The organism is Micromonospora jinlongensis, from assembly GCF_013410645.1.
Taxonomy (GTDB): domain Bacteria; phylum Actinomycetota; class Actinomycetes; order Mycobacteriales; family Micromonosporaceae; genus Micromonospora; species Micromonospora zamorensis.
Genome location: NZ_JACCHK010000001.1, coordinates 5,108,510 through 5,131,745 on the forward strand (window position 1 = coordinate 5,108,510; position 23,236 = coordinate 5,131,745).

Annotated in this window: 20 protein-coding genes and 1 pseudogene; 16 read left to right on the top strand and 5 right to left on the bottom strand. The window is 69.9% G+C overall.

The annotated features are described in order from the left end of the window. Nucleotides 1-66: 66 nt before the first annotated feature. Together cysD and HNR22_RS22985 are read left to right on the top strand one after the other, a co-directional pair. Nucleotides 67-978: a sulfate adenylyltransferase subunit CysD gene (gene cysD, locus HNR22_RS22980; protein ID WP_179782077.1), complete on the top strand. Its 912-nt coding sequence runs from the start codon at nucleotides 67-69 to the stop codon at nucleotides 976-978. Then, a complete protein-coding gene (locus HNR22_RS22985) occupies nucleotides 978-2,306 on the top strand; it encodes a sulfate adenylyltransferase subunit 1 (protein WP_425488072.1) in 1,329 nt (442 codons plus the stop codon). Before cysD ends, HNR22_RS22985 begins: the two co-directional genes overlap by 1 nt. Before the next feature lie 280 nt (nucleotides 2,307-2,586). On the opposite strand, the gene galK is transcribed toward HNR22_RS22985, so the two are convergent. Together galK and galE are read right to left on the bottom strand one after the other, a co-directional pair. Further along, the gene (galK, locus tag HNR22_RS22990; protein WP_179782078.1) at nucleotides 2,587-3,756 is read right to left on the bottom strand and encodes a galactokinase; all 1,170 of its coding nucleotides are present in this window, start codon (nucleotides 3,754-3,756) and stop codon (nucleotides 2,587-2,589) included. Beyond that, nucleotides 3,753-4,682 carry a UDP-glucose 4-epimerase GalE gene (gene galE, locus HNR22_RS22995; protein ID WP_246382650.1) on the bottom strand — a complete coding sequence of 310 codons (930 nt, stop codon included), beginning with the start codon at nucleotides 4,680-4,682 and terminating at the stop codon, nucleotides 3,753-3,755. Before galE ends, galK begins: the two co-directional genes overlap by 4 nt. 248 nt (nucleotides 4,683-4,930) lie before the next feature. On the opposite strand from galE, the pseudogene HNR22_RS23000 reads away from it, so the two are divergent. From HNR22_RS23000 to HNR22_RS23025, 6 genes and pseudogenes are all read left to right on the top strand, one after another. Beyond that, nucleotides 4,931-5,905, top strand: a pseudogene (locus tag HNR22_RS23000) (hemolysin family protein); the annotation flags it as partial. Nucleotides 5,906-6,109: 204 nt separating this feature from the next. Further along, the gene (gene trpS, locus HNR22_RS23005; protein WP_179782081.1) at nucleotides 6,110-7,135 is read left to right on the top strand and encodes a tryptophan--tRNA ligase; all 1,026 of its coding nucleotides are present in this window, start codon (nucleotides 6,110-6,112) and stop codon (nucleotides 7,133-7,135) included. Nucleotides 7,136-7,159: 24 nt separating this feature from the next. Beyond that, nucleotides 7,160-7,729 carry a 2'-5' RNA ligase family protein gene (locus tag HNR22_RS23010; protein WP_179782082.1) on the top strand — a complete coding sequence of 190 codons (570 nt, stop codon included), beginning with the start codon at nucleotides 7,160-7,162 and terminating at the stop codon, nucleotides 7,727-7,729. A 79-nt stretch (nucleotides 7,730-7,808) separates the two neighbouring features. Next, the gene (locus HNR22_RS23015) at nucleotides 7,809-8,735 is read left to right on the top strand and encodes a YhjD/YihY/BrkB family envelope integrity protein (protein ID WP_179782083.1); all 927 of its coding nucleotides are present in this window, start codon (nucleotides 7,809-7,811) and stop codon (nucleotides 8,733-8,735) included. Next, on the top strand, nucleotides 8,735-9,121 hold the full coding sequence (locus HNR22_RS23020) for a GntR family transcriptional regulator (protein ID WP_179782084.1): 387 nt from the start codon (nucleotides 8,735-8,737) through the stop codon (nucleotides 9,119-9,121). Before HNR22_RS23015 ends, HNR22_RS23020 begins: the two co-directional genes overlap by 1 nt. Nucleotides 9,122-9,202: 81 nt before the next feature. Further along, nucleotides 9,203-9,640, top strand: coding sequence for a hypothetical protein (locus HNR22_RS23025; protein WP_091394593.1), 438 nt, complete (start codon nucleotides 9,203-9,205; stop codon nucleotides 9,638-9,640). A 42-nt stretch (nucleotides 9,641-9,682) separates the two neighbouring features. Here HNR22_RS23025 and HNR22_RS23030 read toward each other — a convergent pair whose 3' ends face one another. From HNR22_RS23030 to HNR22_RS23040, 3 genes are all read right to left on the bottom strand, one after another. Next, nucleotides 9,683-10,054, bottom strand: a complete 372-nt coding sequence (locus HNR22_RS23030) for a VOC family protein (protein WP_179782085.1) — start codon at nucleotides 10,052-10,054, stop codon at nucleotides 9,683-9,685. A gap of 182 nt (nucleotides 10,055-10,236) precedes the next feature. Further along, complete coding sequence (locus HNR22_RS23035; RefSeq protein ID WP_179782086.1) at nucleotides 10,237-11,871, bottom strand: glycoside hydrolase family 13 protein; 1,635 nt, start codon at nucleotides 11,869-11,871, stop codon at nucleotides 10,237-10,239. A gap of 32 nt (nucleotides 11,872-11,903) precedes the next feature. Then, on the bottom strand, nucleotides 11,904-12,950 hold the full coding sequence (locus tag HNR22_RS23040) for a LacI family DNA-binding transcriptional regulator (protein WP_099850406.1): 1,047 nt from the start codon (nucleotides 12,948-12,950) through the stop codon (nucleotides 11,904-11,906). A 199-nt stretch (nucleotides 12,951-13,149) separates the two neighbouring features. Between HNR22_RS23040 and HNR22_RS23045 the strand changes: the two genes are divergently transcribed. From HNR22_RS23045 to HNR22_RS23080, 8 genes are all read left to right on the top strand, one after another. Beyond that, complete coding sequence (locus tag HNR22_RS23045; protein ID WP_179782087.1) at nucleotides 13,150-14,400, top strand: sugar ABC transporter substrate-binding protein; 1,251 nt, start codon at nucleotides 13,150-13,152, stop codon at nucleotides 14,398-14,400. Continuing rightward, a complete protein-coding gene (locus HNR22_RS23050) occupies nucleotides 14,400-16,040 on the top strand; it encodes an ABC transporter permease subunit (protein WP_179782088.1) in 1,641 nt (546 codons plus the stop codon). Before HNR22_RS23045 ends, HNR22_RS23050 begins: the two co-directional genes overlap by 1 nt. Beyond that, on the top strand, nucleotides 16,037-16,966 hold the full coding sequence (locus HNR22_RS23055; protein ID WP_179782089.1) for a sugar ABC transporter permease: 930 nt from the start codon (nucleotides 16,037-16,039) through the stop codon (nucleotides 16,964-16,966). Before HNR22_RS23050 ends, HNR22_RS23055 begins: the two co-directional genes overlap by 4 nt. Before the next feature lie 87 nt (nucleotides 16,967-17,053). Next, nucleotides 17,054-17,395 carry a hypothetical protein gene (locus tag HNR22_RS23060; protein ID WP_179782090.1) on the top strand — a complete coding sequence of 114 codons (342 nt, stop codon included), beginning with the start codon at nucleotides 17,054-17,056 and terminating at the stop codon, nucleotides 17,393-17,395. A gap of 277 nt (nucleotides 17,396-17,672) precedes the next feature. After that, entirely contained in the window at nucleotides 17,673-18,740 is a 1,068-nt protein-coding gene (locus tag HNR22_RS23065) for a BMP family lipoprotein (protein WP_179783686.1), read from the top strand. 249 nt (nucleotides 18,741-18,989) lie between these two features. Next, nucleotides 18,990-20,537: an ABC transporter ATP-binding protein gene (locus tag HNR22_RS23070; RefSeq protein ID WP_343060048.1), complete on the top strand. Its 1,548-nt coding sequence runs from the start codon at nucleotides 18,990-18,992 to the stop codon at nucleotides 20,535-20,537. Then, nucleotides 20,534-21,904, top strand: a complete 1,371-nt coding sequence (locus HNR22_RS23075) for an ABC transporter permease (protein WP_179782091.1) — start codon at nucleotides 20,534-20,536, stop codon at nucleotides 21,902-21,904. Before HNR22_RS23070 ends, HNR22_RS23075 begins: the two co-directional genes overlap by 4 nt. Before the next feature lie 3 nt (nucleotides 21,905-21,907). After that, a complete protein-coding gene (locus HNR22_RS23080) occupies nucleotides 21,908-23,188 on the top strand; it encodes an ABC transporter permease (protein WP_179782092.1) in 1,281 nt (426 codons plus the stop codon). Nucleotides 23,189-23,236: the final 48 nt, after the last annotated feature.

Consider the following 23,236-nt stretch of genomic DNA (forward strand, 5'->3'; position numbering starts at 1 on the left):
ACTTTCTTGACATGCCCGACCGGAAAGGTCTGGAAATCGGATGAGCGAGCGAATCGAGCTGGCGTCATGACCACCCCTGCGGCGTACCGGGTCTCCCACCTGGACGCCCTGGAGGCGGAGAGCATCTTCGTGATGCGCGAGGTCGTCGCCGAGATGGAACGCCCGGTGCTGCTCTTCTCCGGCGGCAAGGACTCGATCGTCATGCTGCGGCTGGCGCAGAAGGCGTTCGCCCCGGCCAACATCCCCTTCCCTGTCATGCACGTCGACACCGGGCACAACTTCCCCGAGGTCCTCGAATACCGCGACCAGCGGGTAGCCGAGCTGGGGTTGCAGCTCGTGGTCGCGAGCGTGCCGGAGGCCCTGGCCAACGGCATGGTCCGCGAGTCCGGCGACGGCATGCGCAACCGGATCCAGACACCGGTGCTGCTCGACGCGGTGGAGAAGCACCGCTTCGACGCGCTGTTCGGTGGCGCCCGCCGCGACGAGGAGAAGGCCCGGGCGAAGGAGCGGGTCTTCAGCTTCCGCGACGAGTTCGGCCAGTGGGACCCGAAGAACCAGCGACCGGAGCTGTGGTCGCTGTACAACGGCCGCCACCACCCTGGCGAGTCGATCCGGATCTTCCCGCTGTCCAACTGGACCGAGCTGGACGTCTGGCACTACATCGCCCGGGAACGCATCCCGCTGCCCTCGATCTACTACGCGCACGAGCGTGAGGTGATCGAGCGGGACGGCATGTTCTACGCGGTCAACGAGTTCTTCCGACCCCGGGCGGGCGAGGAGCGGTTCAAGGCGCAGGTGCGCTATCGCACCGTGGGCGACGCCTCCTGCACCGCCGCGGTCCGCTCCGACGCGGACACCGTGGAGAAGGTCATCGAGGAGGTGGCGGCCACCCGGATCACCGAGCGCGGCGCGACCCGTGGTGACGACCGGGTCAGCGAGGCCGCCATGGAGGACCGCAAGCGGGAGGGCTACTTCTGATGAGCACCGAGATCGCGGCGTCCGCGAATGCGGAGACCCGGGCTGTTACCGGGGCCGGGCCGGAGGCCCGGGCTATGGACCTGCTGCGGTTCGCCACCGCCGGCAGCGTGGACGACGGGAAGTCGACCCTGATCGGCCGGCTGCTCTACGACACCAAGTCGCTCTTCACCGACCAGTTGGCGGCGGTGGAGGCGGTCAGCGCGGCCCGCGGCGACGAATACACCAACCTGGCCCTGCTCACCGACGGTCTGCGCGCCGAGCGGGAGCAGGGCATCACGATCGACGTCGCGTACCGGTACTTCGCCACCCCGCGCCGCAAGTTCATCATCGCCGACACCCCGGGGCACATCCAGTACACCCGCAACATGGTCACCGGGGCGTCCACGGCCGACCTGGCGTTGATCCTGGTGGACGCGCGCAAGGGTCTGGTCGAGCAGTCCCGCCGGCACGCGTTCCTGTGCTCGCTGCTGCGGGTGCCGCACCTGGTCCTCTGTGTCAACAAGATGGACCTGGTGGACTGGTCGCAGGAGGTCTACGAGCGGATCGCCGACGAGTTCACCGCGTTCGCCGCGAAGCTCGACGTACCGGACCTGACCGTGGTGCCGATCTCCGCGTTGCGCGGCGACAACATCGTCGCCCGCTCGGAGAACATGCCGTGGTACGAAGGCCCGTCGCTGCTGCACCACCTGGAGCGGGTGCACATCGCCAGCGACCGCAACCTGGTCGACGTCCGGTTCCCCGTGCAGTACGTGATCCGCCCGCAGTCGACAACTGTCACCGACTACCGCGGCTACGCCGGTCAGGTCGCCTCCGGCGTGCTCAAGCCGGGTGACGAGGTGACGGTGCTGCCGTCCGGCTTCACCAGCCGGATCGCCGCGGTGGAGACCGCCGACGGGCCGGTCGCGGAGGCCTTCCCGCCGATGTCGGTGACGGTACGACTGGCCGACGAGATCGACATCTCGCGGGGTGACCTGATCTGCCGCCCGAACAACGCGCCGGCGGTGGCCCAGGACATCGAGGCGATGGTCTGCTGGATGGACGAGACGGCCCCCCTGCGGGTCGGCGGCCGGTACGCGATCAAGCACACCACCCGGTCGGCGCGGGCCATCGTTCGCGGGCTGCACTACCGGTTGGACATCAACTCGCTGCACCGTGACGAGTCGGCCGACGAGCTGCGGCTCAACGAGATCGGTCGGGTGCGGCTGCGGACGACGGTGCCGCTGCTGGCCGACGAATACCGGCGTAACCGCACCACCGGGGGCTTCGTCATCATCGACGAGACCACCAACCGCACGGTGGGTGCCGCCATGATCGTCGAAGCCAGCTAACCGAACCCCAGCCCAACCCCCGCCTCGCCCGCGCTCGCCAGCCTGCTCGCCCGCCGGCGGCGGCCGGCAAGATCGCGCTCGATCCAGGAAGTAGTGGCCTCGCCCGACGCGCGAGGCCACTACTTCCACGAACAAGCACGATCTTCCTGCCCTGCCCTGCCCTGCTCAGCCCTGCCACGCCCTGCCGGTGATCAAGAGGTTTGCGTCAGGATCCGGGCTCGAATTGACGCAAACCTCTTGATCAACCCGTGTGGGTGGGCTGGGGGTGGGTGGGGTGGGGTTAGGGGAGGCGGGTGGCTCCGGGGGAGGGGAGGACCGGCACGGTGCCGGGGGCGGTGAATCCGCTCTCGGCGTACGCGGCCGTGACGGCTGCGGCGACCTCGTCGGCTCTGTCGGCCTCGACCAGCGCGAGCACGCAGCCGCCGAAGCCGCCGCCGGTCATCCGGGCACCCAACGCGCCGGCCGACAACGCCGCCTCGACCGCGGTGTCGATCTCCGGCACGGTGATCTCGAAGTCGTCGCGCATCGAGACGTGCGAGGCCGTGAGCAGCGGGCCGATGTCGCGGACCCGGGCGGCGCGGAGCAGCGCCACCGTGTCCAGTACGCGCTGGTCCTCGGTGACCACGTGCCGGACCCGTCGCCGGGTCTCCTCGTCGTCGAGCTGGGCCAGCGCGGTGTCGAGCTGGTCGACACCCACGTCCCGCAGCGCGGTGACCCCGAGTGCGCTGGCCCCCGCCTCGCAGGAGCGGCGGCGGGCAGCGTACTCACCGTCGGCGTGCCGGTGCGGCGCTCGACTGTCGATGACCAGCACCGCCAGCCCGGCCGCGTCCAGGTCGAAGGGGATCTGCTCGACCGACTCGTCCCGGCAGTCCAGGAAGAGGGCGTGCCCGGCGCGGCAGCGGATCACCGCAGACTGGTCCATGATGCCGGTCGGCGCGCCCACGTAGACGTTCTCCGCCCGCTGCGCCAGCCGGGGTTGCAGCTCGGGGGAGAGCTCCAGCCCGCCGAGGTCGAGCAGGGCGGCCAGCACGGCTGACTCCAGTGCCGCCGAGGAGGAGAGGCCGGAGCCGAGCGGCACGTCGGAGGCGATCGCCAGGCGGGCACCCGGCACCGGGTGGCCGGCCTCGCGGAGCGCCCAGACCACCCCGGCGACGTACGCGCCCCAGCCGGTCACCCGACCCGGCTCGGCGACGTCGTCCGCGCCGAAGGTGATCGTCTCGCCGGACAGCTCGGACCAGACCGTCCACTGGTCGCCGTCCTGTCGGTCGGCGGCGACCACGGTCCGCAGCGGCAGCGCGAAGGGCAGCACGAACCCTTCGTTGTAGTCGGTGTGCTCACCGATCAGGTTGACCCGGCCGGGAGCCGCCCAGCGGCCGGTGGCCGTGCCGCCGTACTGCTTGGTGAAACCCTCGGCGGCCCGCTCGGCGACGTCGCCGGTGGGGTTGGTCATGACTGCTCCAGGACGTGCGCGCGGTAGAACGTCCAGGCGTCGCCGACCATGTCGTGCAGGGTCGGCTTCTCGGGCACCCAGCCCAGCTCGTCGCGGGCCAGCGCGGAGGAGGCGACCAGCTCGGCGGGGTCGCCCTCGCGGCGCGGCGCGACCTCGACCGGCACGGGTTGCCCGGTGACCTCGCGGACCACGTCGACCACCTGGCGGTTGCTGAAGCCGTTGCCGTTGCCGAGGTTGTAGATGCGGTGCTGGCTTGCGGTGGCGGCGCCCAACGCGAGCAGGTGTGCCCGGGCGAGGTCGGCGACGTGGATGTAGTCGCGGACGCAGGTGCCGTCGACGGTGGGGTAGTCGTCGCCGAAGAGCTGGAGCTTCTCCCGCCGGCCGGCGGCGACCTCCAACGCGATGGGAATGAGGTGTGTCTCGGGGTCGTGCCGCTCGCCGAGCGGGACGTCGCCGTCGAGGTGGGCGCCGGCCACGTTGAAGTAGCGCAGCGAGACGGCGGCCAGCCCGTGTGCGATGGCCTCGGAGGTGAGCGCCATGTCGGCGGCGAGCTTGGTGGCGCCGTACGTGTTGGTGGGCGCCTTGACCGCTGTCTCGCCGATGGGCAGCTCGGTGGGGTTGCCGTAGACGGCGGCGGTGGAGGAGAAGACCATCCTCGGCACCCCGGCGGCCCGGACCGCGTCGATCAGGGCGAGCGTGCCGACGGTGTTGTTCTGCCAGTACAGCTCCGGCTTGGCCATCGACTCCCCGGCGGCGATCAGGGCGGCGAAGTGCAGCACGCCGTCGAAGCCGGCGTCCGGGGTGACGATGCGGGCGGCGTCGTGGATGGACGCCTCCACGTGGGTCGCGTCCGGCGCGAGCGCCTCGCGGTGACCGGTGCGCAGGTCGTCCAGGACGACGACCTGGTGGCCCGCGTCGAGCAGCATCCGGGTCACCACGCTGCCGATGAAGCCGGCGCCCCCGGTGACGAGCAGTTTCACGTCGTTGCCTCCTGCCTGGCCCGCCCGGGACGTGGCCCTTCGTGATCACCCTAAGACGACGGCCGGCACCGTCGCCGACGCCGCTGTCATCCCCATCCCATCATAATCTCTCACGATTAAACAGAGCCGAACATCTGTGGTCCGCGCCGCGCGATCCCCGGTGCGGCGGGCCAACGGTGTCTACCATCTCTGTCATGCGGGAAGCGGCCCGTACCGGGCTCCGGCGACGCGTGCGGGTGCCGCCCCGCCGCGACCCCGGTCCGCTCGCCCGGGCCGTCGCCCGGGTGCTGGTCCGCGCCGCCGATGGTGCCACCCGACTCGTCACCGATCTGCTCGGGGCGGGCCCGGCAGCCGGCCGGGAGCGCATCTCCGAAGCCGAACTGCGGGACCTGGTCGCGGCGAACACGGTGCTCGACCCGGACGAGCGGCACATCATCGACGAGGTCCTGGTCGCCGGTGCGAGCCTGATCCGCGAGGTGATGATGCCGCGCACCGAGGTGGTCTTCCTCCCGGCGCGGCTGACCATCGCCGAGGCCGCCCGGTTGGTCCGCGCCGAAACGCACACCCGTTACCCGGTCACCGACGGCACCCACGACGACGTGGTCGGCTTCGTGCACCTCCGTGACGTGCTGCTGCGCCCGGACGCCGACCCGTGCGTCACCGTCGGTCAGTTGGCCCGTGAGGTGAAGCGGCTCCCCGGCAGCAAGCGGGTGCTACCCGCGCTGACCGAGATGCGTCGGGAGGGCCAGCACCTGGCCGTGGTGGTCGACGAGTACGGCGGCACCGCCGGGATCGTCACCCTGGAAGATCTCATCGAGGAGCTGATCGGCGAGATCCACGACGAGTACGACGCCACCCCGGACCCGGTGCGCGCCGGCCTGCCCGCCGTGGTGGACGGCCGTCTCAACCTCGCCGACTTCGCCGAACGGACCGGGGTGGCACTACCCGCCGGGCCGTACGAGACGGTTGGTGGGTTCGTGATGGCCGCGCTGGGCCGGCTTCCGGTGGACGGGGACGAGGTTCCGGTGCCCGGTGAACCCTACGAGGGCGACGTGCCCGACCCGGTCGGCAGGACGGGCGGGTGCCTGCTGCGGGTGCTCGCGTTGGACGGCCGCAGGGTGGCCCGGCTCGCGGTCTCCGCCGTCCGCCCGGCCGAGCAACGTCACGAGCCGGACAGCGTGGCGGCTCGGGGCGGCGGCTCCGGGCCGGCGCGGGAGGCCGTGGGCGGACAGCAGCGCCGGGTCGCGGTCGGGCCGACGCGCCGGGTCGGCGCGGGCGAACCACGCGAGGTCAGCAGCCCGACATCGGCGGGCCGCGGCCGACCCGCCGGCCCGTCATGACGGACCCGGTTGGTTGCTGACAGAATTATCGCCATGTCCGACGTTCCCGCCCGCCCCCGCGTCTTCTCCGGTATCCAGCCGACGGCCGACTCGTTCCACCTCGGCAACTACCTGGGCGCGGTACGGCACTGGGTGGCGCTCCAGGAGACCCACGACGCGTTCTACTGCGTGGTGGACCTGCACGCCATCACCGCGGGGCACGACCCGGCGTTGCTGCGCCAACGGACCCGGGTGGCCGCCGCCCAGCTCTTCGCGGTCGGGCTCGACCCGGATCGCAGCACCCTGTTCGTGCAGTCGCAGGTGCCCGAGCACCCGCAGCTGGCCTGGGTGCTCGGCTGCATCACCGGCTTCGGTGAGGCCAGCCGGATGACCCAGTTCAAGGACAAGTCGCAGAAGCACGGCAACGACCGGTCCAGCGTCGGGCTGTTCACCTACCCGATCCTGCAGGCCGCCGACATCCTGCTCTACCAGGCCAACGCGGTGCCGGTCGGCGAGGACCAGCGGCAGCACCTGGAGCTTTCCCGGGACCTGGCCCAGCGGTTCAACTCGCTGTTCGGCCAGACGTTCACGATCCCGGCGCCGCACATCGTGAAGGACACTGCCAAGATCACCGACCTTCAGGACCCGACGGCGAAGATGTCCAAGTCGTCGTCCTCGCCGGCCGGCATCATCGACCTCCTGGAAGATCCGGCCCGATCCGCGAAGAAGATCAAGTCGGCGGTCACCGACACCGGTCGCGAGATCGTCTTCGACACCGAGACCAAGCCGGGTGTGTCCAACCTGCTGACCATCCACTCGGCGCTGAGCGGTCGGAGCATCGACGAGCTGGTGGCCGCTTTCGCGGGCCGCGGCTACGGCGACCTCAAGAAGGAGCTGGCCGAGGTCGTCACGGACTTCGTCCGCCCGATCCAGGAGCGCACCCGCGGCTACCTCGACGACCCGGCGCAGCTGGACAAGCTGCTCGCCGGCGGCGCGGAGAAGGCCCGCGCGGTGGCCGCGACGACCCTGCGGTCCGCGTACGAGCGGGTGGGGTTCTTCCCGCCCGTTCGTGGCGAGTAGCTCGCGGGACAGGTGGACGGGTCGGTGGCCGGAGGGGCGGCGCGGAGCGTGGATCGCAGTGGCGGGGTTTCGCCGACCGGCGACACCATCCAGATCGGCATCGCGGTGGACATTCCCGAGCCGTGGGGTGCCCAGCTCACCCGGCGGCGGGTCGAGGCCGGTGACCCGCTCGCGGTGCCCGCGCACGTGACGTTGCTCGGGCCCACCGAGATCCAGACGGCCAACCTGCCCGCTGTCGAGCGGCACCTGGCCGCCGTCGCCGCCGGGCACCTGCCGTTCGCGCTGCACCTGCGGGGCACCGGCACGTTCCGTCCGGTCACCCAGGTGGTGTTCGTCGCGGTGGCCGCCGGGATCAGCGAGTGTGAACTGCTGGCCGCCGCGATCGCCGCGGCACCAGGTCTGCAGCGTCAGGCGCGCTTCCCGTACCATCCGCACGTCACCGTGGCGCAGGACGTGGCGCCGGAGGCCCTGGACAAGGTGTACGAGGATCTGGCCGACTTCTCCGCGATGTTCCAGGTCGACGCGTTCACCCTCTTCTCGCACAGCGGGGAGGCCCGGTGGCAGCCGCGTCGGGACTTCCGCCTCGGCGACTGAGCCGTCGGCGACGCGCCGATCGGCGAGCTTCGGGAGCCGGTTGCCACGACGGCGGTGGGAGATCGGCGAGGATGATCGCGTGAACGTGATCGGCCGCATCGAGGCGGGCATCGACCGCTGGGTGAGCGCCGCGCGCCGCCGGTCGGGGCTCTTCGACCACGTCTGGCGGGCCGGCGCCCTGTACGCCGAGGTGCTGGCCGGGCGGTTGGCCGCAGCGATCGCCTACTACGGCTTCTTCGCGGTGTTCGCTCTCGCCCTGGTCGCGTACTCCATCTTCGGCGCGATCCTTGAGGACAACGACGACGTCAGCGCGGCGGCGGCCGACTTCCTCAAGGAGAATCTGCCGTTCCTGGACGCCCAGCAGATCGCCAACTCCAGCGGCACGGTCGGGGTGGTCGGCCTGGTCATCCTGGTCTTCACCGGGATCGGCTGGGTGGAGGCGATCCGGTCCTCGCAGAGGTTGATGTACTCGCTCAACCAGCAGCCGGGCAACCTGGTGATCCGGCGGCTGGTCGACCTGGGCGTGATGATCGGCATCTTCGTGCTGCTCGGCGTCTCGGTCGCGGCGGTGGACGCGTTGGAGTCGGTGCTGCGGTTCCTGTTGCGCAGCACCGGGTCGGTCGGTCTGACCACGATCAGCGCGGTGCTCAGCGTGCTGGTCAACGCGGTGCTCGCCACCGCGTTGCTCCTCGCGGTGCCCCGGCTGCGGATGAGCCGGTCCCGGCTTCGTCCGGTGGTGCTGGTGGTGGCGATCGGCATCACGCTGTTGAACACGGTCGGGCGCTACTACGTGGTGCGTACCGAGCGGAATCCGGCGTACACCGTGGTGGCTGGCGCGGTTGGTCTGCTGCTCTACCTCTACCTGCTCAATCAGCTGGTGTTGTTCGGTGCGGCACTGCTCGCGACCAGTTCGAACGGGCGGGTGGTGGACCTGGCGGAGGCCGCCGCCCCGCCCAAGCCGGCCGACGAGGACACCGACCCCGGTACGCCGGGCGGTGGGGGCTGATGACGGAAGGTGCCCACGTGCTGATCTCGGTCGACCCGGACTCGTCGGTGCCCCCGTACGAGCAGGTACGCGGGCAGCTCGCCGAGATGATCGGCGACGGCCGGTTGCCGGTCGGCAGCCGCCTGCCCACCGTCCGGCAGCTCGCCGCCGATCTGAGGCTGGCCGCGAACACGGTGGCTCGGGCGTACCGGGAGTTGGAGGCGGCCGGGCTGCTGGAGACCCGAGGGCGCAACGGCACCTTCGTCGCCCCTGGCCGGGACGACGCCGTCGACCGGTTGCAGCGGGCGGCGGCCGGGTACGCGGCCGAGGCGGCTCGGCTCGGCGTGGCGCCGGCCACCGCGCTCGCTCTGGTCCGTGCCGCCCTGGACGCCGCCCGCCCCGGCTGACCGGCCGCTGATCGACCGCCGGACGGGCGGTAACTGAGCCGAAAGGCGTCGTGGCTCGCGTTTGCGGACCATGATGAGCCGGTGGGCGCACTCATGACTCTGGACCTGCCGGCGGACTCACCGCTTCTCGGCCTGCCGTGGATCATCACCTTCGGTCCGCTCGGCGACCTCGACGAGTGGGAGCCGGTGGTCTGCGGGCCGTACGAGCGGCCGCACGCGTTGGCGCTGGCCGAGGCGGTGGTGGCCGAGGAGCAGTTGATGGCCGTGGTGGAGCCGCTGCTGCCGGCGTTGTCGGCCGACGAGATCCGCAGTGAGATCGCCGCCGCGCAGGTGGCCGCCGAGGACGAGGCCCGTCAGGTGGAGGGGGCCGACCTCTACGGTGACTTCGAGGACGTGATCGACGAGGAGTTGGACGCCGCCGCCGACGAGGCGGGGCACGGTGAACCCGCCGAGCCGCCGGACGAGGCCGAGGTGCGCGCCGGCTTCACCCGGATCGCGGCGCTGCTCACCGCGAAGTGACTCGGGGAACGGTCAGCGGGTCGGAGCGACCCCGGGAGACGGTCAGCGGGTCGGTGCGGAGTCCAGCACGCAGAACTCGTTGCCCTCGGGGTCGGCGAGCACCGTGAACTGTTCGGTGCCGGTCTGACCGACGTCGACATGCCGCGCGCCGAGGTCGATCAGCCGCCGTACCTCGGTCTGCGGGTCGGTGTCGGCGACCAGGTCGAGGTGCAGACGGTTCTTGCCCCGCTTGCCGGTGCCGGAGCCCTGCAACCAGAGGGTGGGCGCCGTGGCGGACGGGTCGCCCGGGGGCCACAGCTTGGCGCTGCCGTCGTCGCCCTGCTCGATGTCGTAGCCGAGGGCCGCCGACCAGAACGACACCATCAGGTCAATGTCCTCGACGTCGAGTGTGCACTGCGCAATCCGTACGCCCATGGGTTTCCGGTACCCACGGCGACGGCGGTGAACACTCCGGGCCCGGACGGACACCGGCGCCACGCGGAGCGGACTCCGCGTGGCGCCAGCGCCACCTCACCCCCCACCACAAGGGGTTGGTAGCCCAGTCGCCCGTTGGCGCGGGGCACGACGGACGACCAGGTCGAAAACGAGTTACCCGCTCAGCGCCGTTCCAACCAGGCTGCCGCGTCGACCGGCAGCAGGTGGCCGGAGCCCTGCTCGGTGAGCGTGTCGCTGGCGACGAGTGGCTGACCGTACCCGTCGATCAGGACCGGCGCGCCGCTGAGGTTGACCACGCAGGTCAGCACGGTCTCGCCGGCGGTGCGGGAGAAGGCGAGCACGTCCGGCCCGCTCTCCAGCCAGGTGACCCCGCCGGCGTCGACCGCCAGCGCCGGATGGTCGCGGCGGATTCGCAGCGTGGCCCGGTACAGCTCCAGCGTCGAGCCGGGTACTCCGCTCTGCGCGTCGACGGAGAGGGCCCGCCAGGTGGCGGGGGTGGGCAGCCAGCTCGCCTCGCTGCCGGCCGGTCCGAAGCCGTACGGGGCCAGGTCGCCGCTCCACGGGAGTGGCACCCGGCAGCCGTCGCGGCTCTCGCCGGTGCGCAGGAACGCCGGGTCCTGGCGCAGCTCGTCGGGAAGGTCGAGAACCTCGGGCAGGCCCAGCTCCTCACCCTGGTAGAGGTAGGCGCTGCCGGGCAGGGCGAGCATCAGCAGGCTGGCGGCGCGGGCTCGGCGCAACCCCTCGACGCCGTCGCCGTAGCGGGTGACGTGTCGCTGCTTGTCGTGGTTGGAGAGCACCCAGGTGGTCGGTGCGCCGACCACCGTCGACTCGGTCAACGCGGTGTCGATCACCTTGCGGAACGAGTCGGCCGTCCAGGTGGCGTCGAGGAAGTCGAAGCTGAACGCCTGGTGCAACTCGTCCGGGCCGACGTAGCGGGCGAGCCGTTGCGGGGTCTCGGCCCACGCCTCGGCGACCGCCATCCGACCGCCGGGGTAGCTGTCCAGGATGGGCCGCCAGGCACGGTAGATCTCGTGCACCTCGTCCTGGTCGAAGTAGGGCAGCCGGCCCTTTCCGAGCAGTTCGACCTGGCGCTGGCCGGTGGTGATCGTGCTGAAGCCGACGTCCGGCAGCCCGTCCGCCTTGATCATGCCGTGTGCCACGTCGACGCGGAACCCGTCCACGCCCCGGTCCAGCCAGAACCGCAGCACGTCCTCGAACTCGGCGCGGACCTCCGGGTGGCGCCAGTTCAGGTCCGGTTGGGCCGGGTCGAACAGGTGGAGGTACCACTGGCCGTCGGCGACGCGGGTCCAGGCCGGGCCGCCGAAGATGCTCTCCCAGTCGTTCGGCGGCAGCTCGCCGTGCGGGCCCTGGCCGTCGGCGAAGAGGTAGCGGGCCCGCTCCGGCGAGCCGGGGCCGGCGGCGAGGGCGGCGGTGAACCAGCGGTGCGCGCTGGAGGTGTGGTTGGGCACCAGGTCGACGATGATCCGCAGGCCGAGGGTGTGCGCGTCGGCGATCATGGCGTCGAAGTCGGCGAGGGTGCCGAACATCGGGTCGACGTCGCGGTAGTCGGCGACGTCGTACCCGCCGTCGATCATCGGGGACGTGTAGAACGGGGTCAGCCAGAGCGCGTCCACCCCGAGGTCGCGCAGGTACGGCAGGCGTTGCCGGATGCCCTGGAGGTCACCGACGCCGTCGCCGTCGCTGTCGGCGAAGCTGCGGACGTACACCTGGTAGACGACCGCGGAGCGCCACCAGTCGTCCTTGGTGGTGTGCGGCGGGGTGGTGGTGCTGATCATCCGAGCAATATGCCGGCCCGCTGCTGCAAGAGTCAAGCAGATCTTGCGTAAGACAGTCGCGCAGAACTTGGAACGACTGCGGTGGAACCGCGCACCACCAGCTCCGGCCGGAACAGGTACTCCGAGTGCGGGGCGCCGTGCCCGTTGATCTCGTCGACCAGGGCCCGGACGGCGGCGACCGCCATCGCGATGACCGGCTGCCGCATGGTGGTCAGTGGCGGGTCGGTGAAGGCCATCAGCGGTGAGTCGTCGTAGCCGACCACGGAGAGATCACCGGGCACGCTGAGGCCACGTTGGCGGGCCGCTCGGACCGCTCCGAGAGCCATCAGGTCGGAGCCGCAGACGACGCCGGTGACACCGCGGTCGAGCAGTCGACCGGCCGCCGCCTCGCCACCCTCCACACCGAACAACGACAGCTCGGCCAGGGGGCCCAGATCGGATTCGGCGACGCCGGCCAGGCGCGTCATCGCCGAGCGCCAACCGGCCACCTTGCGCTGCACGGGAACGAACCGGTCCGGGCCGGTGATCAGGCCGATCCGCCGGTGCCCGAGCGCGACCAGGTGGGCGACGGCCAGCTCGGCCGCCTCCCGGTCGTCGCAGGAGACGAAGGGGGCGCCGATGCCCGGCACGTACCCGTTGATCATTACGACCGGCAACGGTCGGGCGAGCAGTGCCCGGTAGCGGTCGTGGTTGGCGGCGGTGTCGGCGTGCAGGCCGGAGACGAAGGCGATCCCGGAGACCTGCCGGTCCAGCAGCATCTCCACGTACTCGTCCTCGGTCACCCCGCCGGCGCTCTGGGTGCAGAGCACCGGCGTGAAACCGCTCTGTGCCAGGGTCGACTCGATGACCTGGGCGAAGGCGGGGAAGATCGGGTTGTCCAGCTCCGGCACCACCAGGCCGACCAACCCGGCGCTGCGTTTGCGCAGTCGGGCCGGGCGCTCGTAGCCGAGCACGTCGAGGGCGGTCAGGACGGCCTGCCGGGTCTCCGGGGCCACGCCGGGGCGGTCGTTGAGCACCCGCGACACCGTGGCCTCGCTGACTTCGGCCTGCTGGGCGATGTCGGACAGTCGAGCGCGCATGGCGGCACTTTAGCCCACTGGCAAGTTCTTGCGGGGTGTCTTGCAAGCTCTTCCATTACTTGCAACCTCTTGCTAACGTCCCCGCAACATGCGAGAGCAGCGGCGCAGCTTCCCTGCGCCGGATGGCAAGAACTTCCAGAGCTTCCCACTGGCGGGCCGCCCTTCCCCCGGCGGACCCGCCATGACGACAGGAGTACCGATGCGCATCCGTACCGCGGGTGTGGTCGCCCTCTTCGCCCTGGCGCTCGCCGCCTCCGGCTGTGGTGGCGACAGCGACGAGCCGGCCACGAAGGAAACCCCCAAGGCCGCCGGCGGCAAACTGGTGATCTGGGCGGACGACAAGCGCACCGCCGCCATCAAGCCGTTCGCCGAGAAGTTCGGTCAGGAGAACGGCGTCACCGTCGAGGTCCAGGCCGTCCCGAACGAGGACCTCCAGAACAACTTCGTGACCGTGTCCAGCCAGGGCGGCGGCCCGGACGTGGTGATCGGCGCGCACGACTGGATCGGCAACCTGGTCCAGAACGGTGCCATCGACCCGGTGCAGCTGTCCGACGAGCAGAAGGCCGCCTTCAACGAGACCGCCGTCAAGGCCGTCACGTTCAACGGCCAGCTCTACGGCGTGCCCTATGCACAGGAGAACCTGGCGCTGATCCGCAACACCGAACTGGCCCCCGAGGCGCCGAAGACGATCGAGGACCTGGTCGCCACCGGCAAGCAGCTCAAGGCGCAGAAGAAGGTCACCGAGACGCTCTGCCTCCAGGTCGGCCAGAAGGGCGACGCGTACCACATCTACCCGCTGTACACCTCGGCCGGCGGTTACCTCTTCGGCACCACCGCGAACGGCGACTACGACCCGAAGGACCTGGGCGTGGGCAAGCCGGAGTCGGTCGCCGCGTTCAAGAAGATCGCCGCGCTCGGCGAGAAGGGCGAGGGCGTGCTGAAGCGCTCGATCGCCGACACCAACTCGACCGCCACCTTCACCGGCAAGAAGTGCGCCTTCCTGGTCTCCGGGCCGTGGGCCACCGCCGACGTGAAGAAGGCCGGCATCACGTACGACGTCTCCGCCGTTCCCGGCTTCGCCGGCGGCAAGGCGGCCGCGCCGTTCGTGGGCGTCCAGTCCTTCTACGTGGCGGCCAAGGGCAAGAACAAGGCTCTCGCCCAGGAGTTCGTCGCGAACTACGTCACCAAGCCGGACCTGGCCGTGGCGCTCTACCAGGCCGACCCGCGCCCGCCGGCGCTGACCGCCGCGCTGGACCAGGTCAAGAGCAGCGACCCGGACCTGGCCAAGTTCATCGAGGCCGGCAAGAACGGCCAGGTGCTCCCGGCCATCCCGGCCATGGCCGCGATCTGGGACCCGTTCGGCAAGGCCGAGGCCGCCGTCATCGGCGGCGCCGACCCGACCAGCACGATTACCGCGGCCGGCAAGACGATCGCCGGTTCGATCAAGTAATGAGCACACCGCTGTCCGGCCCGGGGTCTGCCCAGCAGGCCCCGGGCCGGGGGCCCGTCCGCACCGGGTCCCCGCGCACCTCCCGTACCGCGCGGAACCACGCGCCGATCACCGCGGCCGGCCTCGCCGCGAAGGTGATCCTGCTCGGCCTGGTGGCCGGGATCGCGATCTGGTCGGCCTTCCCGCTCGTGGCGGCCGAGAAGTGGGTCGGGCTAACGGTGTTGGTGCTGACCACCACCGCACTGTTCTATCTCTACCTGGGCCGCCGGCACGTCCCGGCGAAGTACCTTGTCCCCGGCACGCTCTTCCTGATCGCCTTCCAGGTCGTGCCGGTGCTCTACACCGCGAGCACGGCCTTCACCAACTTCGGCGACGGCCACCGCGGCAGCAAGGACGACGCGATCGTCGCGATCCAGAGCTCCTCGGTCAAGCAGGTCCCGGGGTCCACCCAGTACCCGTTGTCGGTCGCCACCAAGGGCGACCCGGCCACCGGCGCCCTGGTCTTCCTGATCACCACGCCAGGAACCGACACGGTCTCCGTCGGCGACGCCGGGGGCCTGCGCCCGCTCGATCCCGGCGCGGCCACCGTCGGCCCCAGCGGAAAGGTCACCGCGGCCGACGGCTACACCGTGCTGAACTTCGGCCAGGCCAGCGCCCGCAGCAAGGACATCACGAACCTGGTGGTGCCGACCGCCGGAGGCGCGCTGCGCTCGTCCGGCCTGTCCCGGGCGTACGAGGGCAAGGCCGTCCGGGCGTACGACGCCGGCTGCGACTGCGTCAAGGACAGCGACAGCGGCAAGACCTGGACCGCGGACGGCGAGGTCGGCGCGTTCGTCGCTGTCGACGGCGAGCGGCTGGCCCAGGGTTGGAAGGTGAACGTCGGGCTGTCCAACTTCACCCGGGTGCTCACCGACGAGCGGATCTCCGGGCCGTTCCTCGGCACGCTGATCTGGAACTTCGCCTTTGCCATCGGCTCCACCGGCGGCACGTTCATCCTCGGCATGGTGATCGCCCTGGCGCTGCACTCGCCCCGAGTGCGGGGCACCAATCTCTACCGGATGTTGCTGATCCTGCCGTACGCCATGCCGTCCTTCGCGATGCTGCTGGTCTGGCGGGACATGTTCAACACCGACTTCGGGCTGATCAACAATCTGTTCGGGCTCAGCGTCGACTGGTTCGGGCAGGACTGGTCGGCCCGAGCCGCGGTGATCCTGGTGCAGCTCTGGCTCGGCTACCCGTACATGTTCCTGGTGGCCACCGGCGCGCTACAGGCCATCCCACGGGAGTTGACAGAGGCCACCTCGGTCGACGGGGCGTCGCGCTGGCAGTCGTTCCGGGCGGTCACCCTGCCGCTGCTGCTGGTCGCGCTCTCACCGTTGCTGATCTCGTCGTTCGCGTTCAACTTCAACAACTTCAACGCGATCTACCTGACCACCGAGGGCGCGCCGTTCCCGGCGGACAACCCCAGCAACGGCGCCACCGACCTGCTGATCACCTACACCTACCGGCTGGCGTTCGGCGGGCAGGCCGCACAGTTCGGCTTCGCCGCGGCCATCTCGCTGTTCATCTTCGCCATCGTCGCGGTGGTGTCGGCGGTCAGCTTCCGGCGGACCCGCCAACAGGAGGAGGTGTACGCATGACCATGCTCACCGGCGCCGCCGTCACGGGCGGCGCGGACGGCCGGGCGGCGGTCAACCGCAACGGGGGCAAGCGGAAGAAGCGATGGTTCGCCGAGGTCGGCTGGCGGCACCTGGTCGGCCTGCTCGGCGTGCTGTTCAGTCTCTTTCCGCTCGTGTTCGTCGTCTCGGCGGCGCTCAATCCGCTCGGCACCCTGTCGTCCACCGAGTTGGTGCCGACCGGCGGGGTGTCATTGGAGAACTTCGGGAACCTGTTCGCGCGCACCGAGTTCGCTGACTGGTTTCTGAACTCGCTGCTCATCGCCGGTGGGGCCGCGTTCGCCTCGGTCTTTCTCTCCGCGCTCGCGGCGTACGCCTTCTCCCGGATGCGGTTCCAGGGCCGACGGGTGGGGTTGCTGTCACTGCTGTTGATCCAGATGTTTCCGCAGTTCCTGGCGATCGTTGCGATCTTCCTGATCTTCGGCACGATCACCGACCTGTGGCCGGAGATCGGCTTCAACACGCCGTGGGGCCTGCTGCTGCTCTACCTGGGTGGCGCGCTGGGCGTGAACACCTGGCTGATGAAGGGCTTCTTCGACACCCTGCCCCGGGAGTTGGACGAGGCGGCCACCATGGACGGCGCCTCACACGCCCAGGTCTTCTTCCGGATCATGCTGCCGTTGGTGGCGCCGATCCTCGCGGTGACCGGGCTGCTCGCCTTCATCAACACCATCAACGAGTTCCTGATGGCGAGCGTCTTCCTCACCGACACGGACGCCAAGACCCTCGCGGTCGGCATGCGGGGCATGTTGCAGGGCGGCGAGCGGAACACCAATTTCGGGATCTTCGCGGCCGGCACCCTGCTGACCGCGATCCCGACGGTACTGGTCTTCCAGTTCCTCCAGCGGTACATCGTCTCCGGTCTCACCTCCGGCGCCGTGAAGGGATAGGTCGTCGACCGTGGTCGGTCGGCCTGGACGCGCCGACCGGCCCACCCCACTACTACAAAGTGTCGTTGATGGGAGAGGATGGGCGGTGTGGAAGCTCTCAGACTCATCCTTCTCTACGTCCATCTGATCGGGTTCGCCCTGCTGCTCGGCGGATCGATCGCTCAATACATCAGCGGTCGGCTCCGGATCAACCCCGCCATGCTCTGGGGGGCGGTGATCCAGTTGTTGACCGGGCTCGGCCTGTCCGCCCCGCTGCGCGACGGTGACGAGCCGGCGCCCGCAAAGCTTGTGACAAAGTTGGTGATCGCGCTGCTGATCTTTGTCATGGTCTTCTTCTCCCGGAAGCGGGACGCGGTACACCGGGGTCATTTCCTGGCAATCGTCGGCCTGACGCTGGTCAACGCGGCGGTCGCGGTCTTTTGGCGGTAACGTCCGGGGAGGGGGCCGCCCCCGGGAAAACGGACGTTACGGACGCCGTGTCGCTTGCTTACCAGCACGAAGAGTGACGTGCCCCACGCAAGGGTTACACCCGGGTAACAGGCGCTCAACAGTCGTGCACGATTGTCGGCCGGTGGGTGGGCGCGGGCGTACGCTCCCGTCCGTAACGTGGGACAGCCGGCGGCACACCGCAGGTCGGCTGATGGGCTGCCACCGCACTAGGCGCGGTGTGCAATGGGAAGGAGACGTCTTGCGCTCGGTGCGTGGGATGCGGATCGCCTCGATCGTCGCGGCGGGTGGGCTCGTGCTCACCGCCGCCGCTTGTGGCGAGGCCCCCGATGATGACAACAACGCCGGCAGTGGCGGCAAGAAGTTCAGCGCCTGCATGGTGACCGACGTCGGTGGCATCGACGACAAGTCGTTCAACACCTCGGCCTGGAAGGGTCTCGAGGAGGCCAAGGCCGCCAACAGCAACATCGAGACCAAGTTCGTGGCGTCGAAGGCCGAGGCCGACTACGAGCCGAACCTGACGCAGTACGTCAACCAGAAGTGCGACTTCATCCTGGCGGTCGGTGGTCTGATGGCCAACGCCACCTCGAAGATCGCCAAGGCCAACCCGAACCAGGTGTTCGGCATCGTCGACGCCAACCCGGGTGACGCCAACGTCTACCCGATGCAGTTCGACACCGCGCAGGCCGCGTTCCAGGCCGGTTACCTGGCCGCCGGGATGAGCAAGTCCGGCAAGGTGGGCACGTACGGCGGCCTGCCGATCCCGCCGGTGACCATCTTCATGGACGGCTTCGTCGACGGTGTGACGTACTACAACACCACCAAGAAGAAGAACGTCCAGGCGCTGGGTTGGAACAAGGAGACCCAGAAGGGCTCCTTCACCAACGACTTCGCCAAGCAGGACGAGGGCAAGAAGGTCTCCGACGCGCTGGTCGCCCAGGGTGCGGACATCATCATGCCGGTCGCCGGTGGCGCAGGTCTCGGCACGACCGCCGCGGCCAAGGCCTCGGGTGGCAAGTACAGCACCATCTGGGTGGACGTCGACGGCTGCGAGAGCACCCCGGACTGCTCGGCCATCATCACCACGGTGGTCAAGAACATCCCGGAGGCCGTCAAGGAGGCCGTGCTCAAGGCCGCCGGTGGCGAGAAGCTGCAGGCCAACCCGGGCTTCGTGGGCACCCTGGCCAACACCGGTGTCTCGATCGCCCCGTACCACGACTTCGACAGCAAGGTTCCGGCCGAGCTGAAGGCCGAGGTCGACAAGATCAAGGCGGACATCGCCGCCGGCACCATCACCGTCACCTCGAAGGCCCAGCCGACCAAGTGACAACCGCCCGGCTCCTCCGGTGAGATCATCGGGGAGGTCGGCGGGGGACAGGTACGACCGATCGGCCGCTTCGGCCCTGCGGGTGACCGTGGGGTCGGAGCGGCCGATCGCGCACCACGTCAACCGGGCCGCTCCGGCCAGGTTGACGGCAGCTAGGCTGCACCATCGCTCGCACTCCAGGAGGTTGCGCTGAGACTCGAACTGCGCGGCATCACCAAGCGGTTCGGTGATCTGGTCGCCAACGACCACATCGACCTGACGGTGGAGCCTGGAGAGATTCATGCCCTGCTCGGCGAGAACGGCGCGGGCAAGTCGACCCTGATGAACGTGCTCTACGGGCTCTACCAGCCCGACGAGGGCGAGATCCTGGTCGACGGCAAGCCGTTGAAGCTGAAGGGCCCGTCTGACGCGATCGGTGCCGGGATCGGCATGGTGCACCAGCACTTCATGCTGGTGCCGGTCTTCACCGTCGCCGAAAACATCATGCTCGGCGCCGAGCAGGTCCGGGGCGGCATCGCCGGTTTCCTGGACCGCCGACGCGCCCGGCGCGAGGTCACCGAGGTGTCCGAGCGCTACAACCTGCGAGTCGACCCGGACGCCGTGATCGAGGACCTGCCGGTCGGCATCCAGCAGCGCGTCGAGATCGTCAAGGCGCTCACCCGCGACGTCGACCTGCTCATCCTGGACGAGCCGACCGCCGTGCTCACCCCGCAGGAGACCGAGGAACTGCTGACGGTCATGCGGTCGCTCAAGGCGGCCGGCAAGTCGATCGTCTTCATCACCCACAAACTTGGCGAGGTCAAGGCCATCGCCGACCGGATCACGGTGATCCGACGCGGCAAGACCGTGGGCACCGCCTCGCCGGACGCCAGCCGGGACGAGCTGGCCGCGATGATGGTCGGGCGCAACGTCCGGCTCACCGTGGACAAGGCCCCCGCCACTCCCGGTGAGCCGGTGCTGGAGGTGACCGGGCTGGTCGTCGACGACGACCGGCAGATCCGCGCGGTCGACGGGGTTGACCTGACCGTGCGCGCGGGCGAGGTGCTCGGCGTGGCGGGCGTACAGGGCAACGGTCAGACCGAGCTGATCGAGGCGATCATGGGCTTGCGGCCGGTGCTCGCCGGCACGGTCAGCCTGGTCGGCGACCGGATCGACGGTTGGAAGCCCAAGAAGGTGCTCCGCGCGGGTGTCGGCTACGTGCCCGAGGACCGCAGCGTGGACGGCCTGATCAAGGAGTTCAGCGTCGCGGAGAACCTGGTGCTGGACATCTACGACCGACCGCCGTTCGGTGCCGGGCTCGCGCTCAAGCCGGACGCGATCGCGGCGTCGGCGAAGGAGCGGATCGAGCAGTTCGACGTCCGCACGTCATCGGCCGACGCGTCGGTGGGCACCCTCTCCGGCGGTAACCAGCAGAAGGTGATCGTCGCCCGGGAGCTGTCCCGGCCGCTGAAGCTCTTCATCGCGGCCCAGCCGACCCGTGGCGTCGACGTCGGGTCGATCGAGTTCATCCACAGTCAGATCATCCGCGAGCGGGACATCGGCACCGCCGTCATGGTGGTCTCCAGCGAGCTCGACGAGGTGATCGGGCTGGCCGACCGGATCGCGGTGATGTACCGCGGTCGCATCATCGGCATCGTCGGCCCGGACACCCCGCGTGAGGAGATCGGCCTGCTGATGGCCGGCATCAGCCCGGACGTGGCCCACGAGCGCACCACGGACGCCGTGCCCAGCGACGGGCCGGCCACCGACGGGAGCCCGGCGAGCGGCCCGGGTTCCGCGAGCGAGGACGAGGCATGACCAACCCCCCAACCCCGCAGTCCGGCTCGCCGGACAAGGAGCCGGCGAGCGAGGCGCAGGCCGCGCAGAACGCGCTCGGCAACACCGAACGGGCCGAGGTGGCGACCGAGCCGGGCGGCCCGGCGTCCAAGCCGGAGCCGGAGCAGAAGCCGAGTCTGGGCCGGTTGTTCATGGACAACCTCTGGGCGGCCAACACCTTCACGGTGACCCTGCTGTCGCTGGTGCTGGCTATCGTGGTCGGCGCGGTGCTGATGATCATTTCTGATCCGGCGGTGCTGTCCACGTACTCGTACATCACCTCCCGCCCGTCCGACGCGATCAACTCCAGCTGGACTCTGGTCAGCGAGGCGTACGCGAACCTGTTCAAGGGCTCGGTCTTCGACCCCGAGGCGTTCTCCGGCTGGGTGAACGGCACCGGCAGCTGGCAGGCCGTTCTCGCGCCGATCTCCGAGACGCTCACCTACACCGCGCCGCTGGTCTTCACCGGTCTGTCGGTGGCGCTGGCCTTCCGTGGCGGCCTTTTCAACATCGGCGCCCAGGGGCAGGCCACCATCGGCGTGATCATGGCGGCCCTGGCCGGCTTCCTGCTGCCCCTGCCGCCCGGCCTGCACCTGCTGGTGGCGGTGCTCGCCGGCGCCCTGGGCGGGGCGATCTGGGGTTTCATCCCCGGCATCCTCAAGGCCCGCGCCGGCGCGCACGAGGTGATCAACACGATCATGCTCAACTACGTCGCCACGTACTTCCTCACCTGGTTGATCGTGCAGAACGGCGTGCAGGACCCGAAGCGCACCGACGCGATCAGCAAGGCGGTGGACACCTCCGCCCAACTGCCCCGACTGCTCGGCGACAACCTGCGGGTGCACGCCGGCATCCTGCTCGCCGTGCTGGCCACCTGGGCAGTCGCCTGGCTGCTCAACCGTTCGACGCTCGGCTTCGAGCTGCGGGCGGTCGGCGCCAACCCGGACGCCGCCCGTACCGCCGGCATCAGCGTCACGCGGACGTACATCCTGATCATGGTCTTCGCCGGCATCCTGGCGGGCCTCGGCGGCTCGAACATGGTGCTGGGCTCGACCGCCAGCGCGTTGACCCCGCTGGTGGTCGCGCAGATCGGCTTCGACGGCATCCTGGTCGCGCTGCTGGGGCGGGTGAAGCCCTGGGGAGTGCTGCTGGCCGCATTGCTGTTCGGGGCGTTGCAGGCCGGCGGCAACCGGATGCAGTCGTACTCCGGGATCTCGCTGGAGCTGGTGACAGTGCTCCAGGCGCTGATCGTCATCTTCATCGCCGCGCCGGCCCTGGTGAAGGCGATCTTCCAGCTCCGGGCCGCGCGCGCCGCCCGGTTGCAGACGAGCCTGGCGAAGGGCTGGTAACTCATGTCCACCATGGCTGTCCCCGACATCGCGGTCGCCCCGGTCGACGAGGGCTTCTGGACCCGTAGCCGCAAGGTCGGCCTCACGCTGCTGGGGCTCGGCCTGCTGGCCGCGGTGCTCTTCGGCGCGCTCGCCACCAACCAGCAGGCCCGGTTCACGCTCAGCGACGACGCGGCCGGTGCCGCACTGGAGATCAACGGCACGATCGGTGCGATCCTGTTCGGGATCATCGCGATCGCCGCCGGCGCGGCGCTGCTCGCCGGGGTGCCGAAGCGGTGGTTCATCGCCGTGCTCGGCATCGGGCTGGTCGGCTTCGTGCTCTCGTTCCTCTGCTGGCAGGTCTCCGCCGCGCCCGCCGGGCAGAACTTCATGCCGCTGGTCAACATCATCCGGGGCACGTTCATCCTGGCCCTGCCGCTGATCTTCGGTGCGCTCGCCGGGGTGCTCTGCGAACGCTCGGGTGTGGTCAACGTGGCCATCGAGGGCCAGTTGCTGATGGGTGCCTTCAGTGGCGCGCTCTTCGGCAGCATCTCCGGCAGCGTCTGGGTGGGTCTGGTCGCCGCCGCCCTCGGCGGCGCGTTCATCTCGCTGCTGCTGGCCGTCTTCGCCATCCGCTACCTGGTCGACCAGGTCGTCATGGGCATCGTGCTCAACCTGCTGGCGGTCGGCGTCACCGGCTTCCTCTACGAGCGGCTGATGCAGACCGACGCGGCGAAATACAACAGCGCGCCCCGCTTCAGCAACTGGGAGATCCCGCTGCTCAAGGACATCCCGGTGCTCGGGCCGGCGTTGTTCCGCGGCAACATCTTCCTCTACCTCGGGCTGCTGCTGGTGCTCGTGATCCACATCGGGCTCTTCCGCACCCGGTGGGGTCTGCGCACCCGCTCGGTCGGTGAGCACCCGATCGCCGCCGACACGCTCGGCGTCAAGGTGCTGCGGGTCCGCTACCGCAACGTGCTGCTGGCCGGCGTCGTCGCCGGCATCGGCGGAGCGTCCTACACGCTGGCGCTCTACTCGTTCACCAAGAACATGATCGGCGGCAAGGGCTTCATCGCACTGGCCGCGCTGATCTTCGGCCGGTGGAACCCGACCGGTGCGCTGCTCGCCGCGCTCTTCTTCGGTTTCGCCGACCAGCTCGCCACCTACCTGGGCGCGATCAGCAGCTCGATCCCCAGCCAGTTCCTGGCCATGCTGCCCTACCTGGCCACCATCCTGGCGGTCGCCGGGCTGGTCGGCCGGGTCCGCGCACCGGCCGCCGACGGCAAGCCGTACATCAAGGGCTGACCGGCCACCGGTTTCGTCGATCATGGAGTTGTGGTGCCTTACAAAAGT

Bases quoted from the DNA above. Each gene is read 5' to 3' on its own strand.
- trpS (WP_179782081.1), top strand. From the start codon at position 6,110: ATGTCCGACGTTCCCGCCCGCCCCCGCGTCTTCTCCGGTATCCAGCCG.
- galK (WP_179782078.1), bottom strand. From the start codon at position 3,756: ATGACCAACCCCACCGGCGACGTCGCCGAGCGGGCCGCCGAGGGTTTC.
- HNR22_RS23080 (WP_179782092.1), top strand. From the start codon at position 21,908: ATGTCCACCATGGCTGTCCCCGACATCGCGGTCGCCCCGGTCGACGAG.
- HNR22_RS23035 (WP_179782086.1), bottom strand. From the start codon at position 11,871: ATGATCAGCACCACCACCCCGCCGCACACCACCAAGGACGACTGGTGG.
- HNR22_RS23020 (WP_179782084.1), top strand. From the start codon at position 8,735: ATGACGGAAGGTGCCCACGTGCTGATCTCGGTCGACCCGGACTCGTCG.
- HNR22_RS23030 (WP_179782085.1), bottom strand. From the start codon at position 10,054: ATGGGCGTACGGATTGCGCAGTGCACACTCGACGTCGAGGACATTGAC.
- HNR22_RS23075 (WP_179782091.1), top strand. From the start codon at position 20,534: ATGACCAACCCCCCAACCCCGCAGTCCGGCTCGCCGGACAAGGAGCCG.
- HNR22_RS23050 (WP_179782088.1), top strand. From the start codon at position 14,400: ATGAGCACACCGCTGTCCGGCCCGGGGTCTGCCCAGCAGGCCCCGGGC.
- HNR22_RS23045 (WP_179782087.1), top strand. From the start codon at position 13,150: ATGCGCATCCGTACCGCGGGTGTGGTCGCCCTCTTCGCCCTGGCGCTC.
- cysD (WP_179782077.1), top strand. From the start codon at position 67: ATGACCACCCCTGCGGCGTACCGGGTCTCCCACCTGGACGCCCTGGAG.
- HNR22_RS22985 (WP_425488072.1), top strand. From the start codon at position 978: ATGAGCACCGAGATCGCGGCGTCCGCGAATGCGGAGACCCGGGCTGTT.
- HNR22_RS23040 (WP_099850406.1), bottom strand. From the start codon at position 12,950: ATGCGCGCTCGACTGTCCGACATCGCCCAGCAGGCCGAAGTCAGCGAG.
- HNR22_RS23065 (WP_179783686.1), top strand. From the start codon at position 17,673: ATGCGGATCGCCTCGATCGTCGCGGCGGGTGGGCTCGTGCTCACCGCC.
- galE (WP_246382650.1), bottom strand. From the start codon at position 4,682: ATGCTGCTCGACGCGGGCCACCAGGTCGTCGTCCTGGACGACCTGCGC.
- HNR22_RS23055 (WP_179782089.1), top strand. From the start codon at position 16,037: ATGACCATGCTCACCGGCGCCGCCGTCACGGGCGGCGCGGACGGCCGG.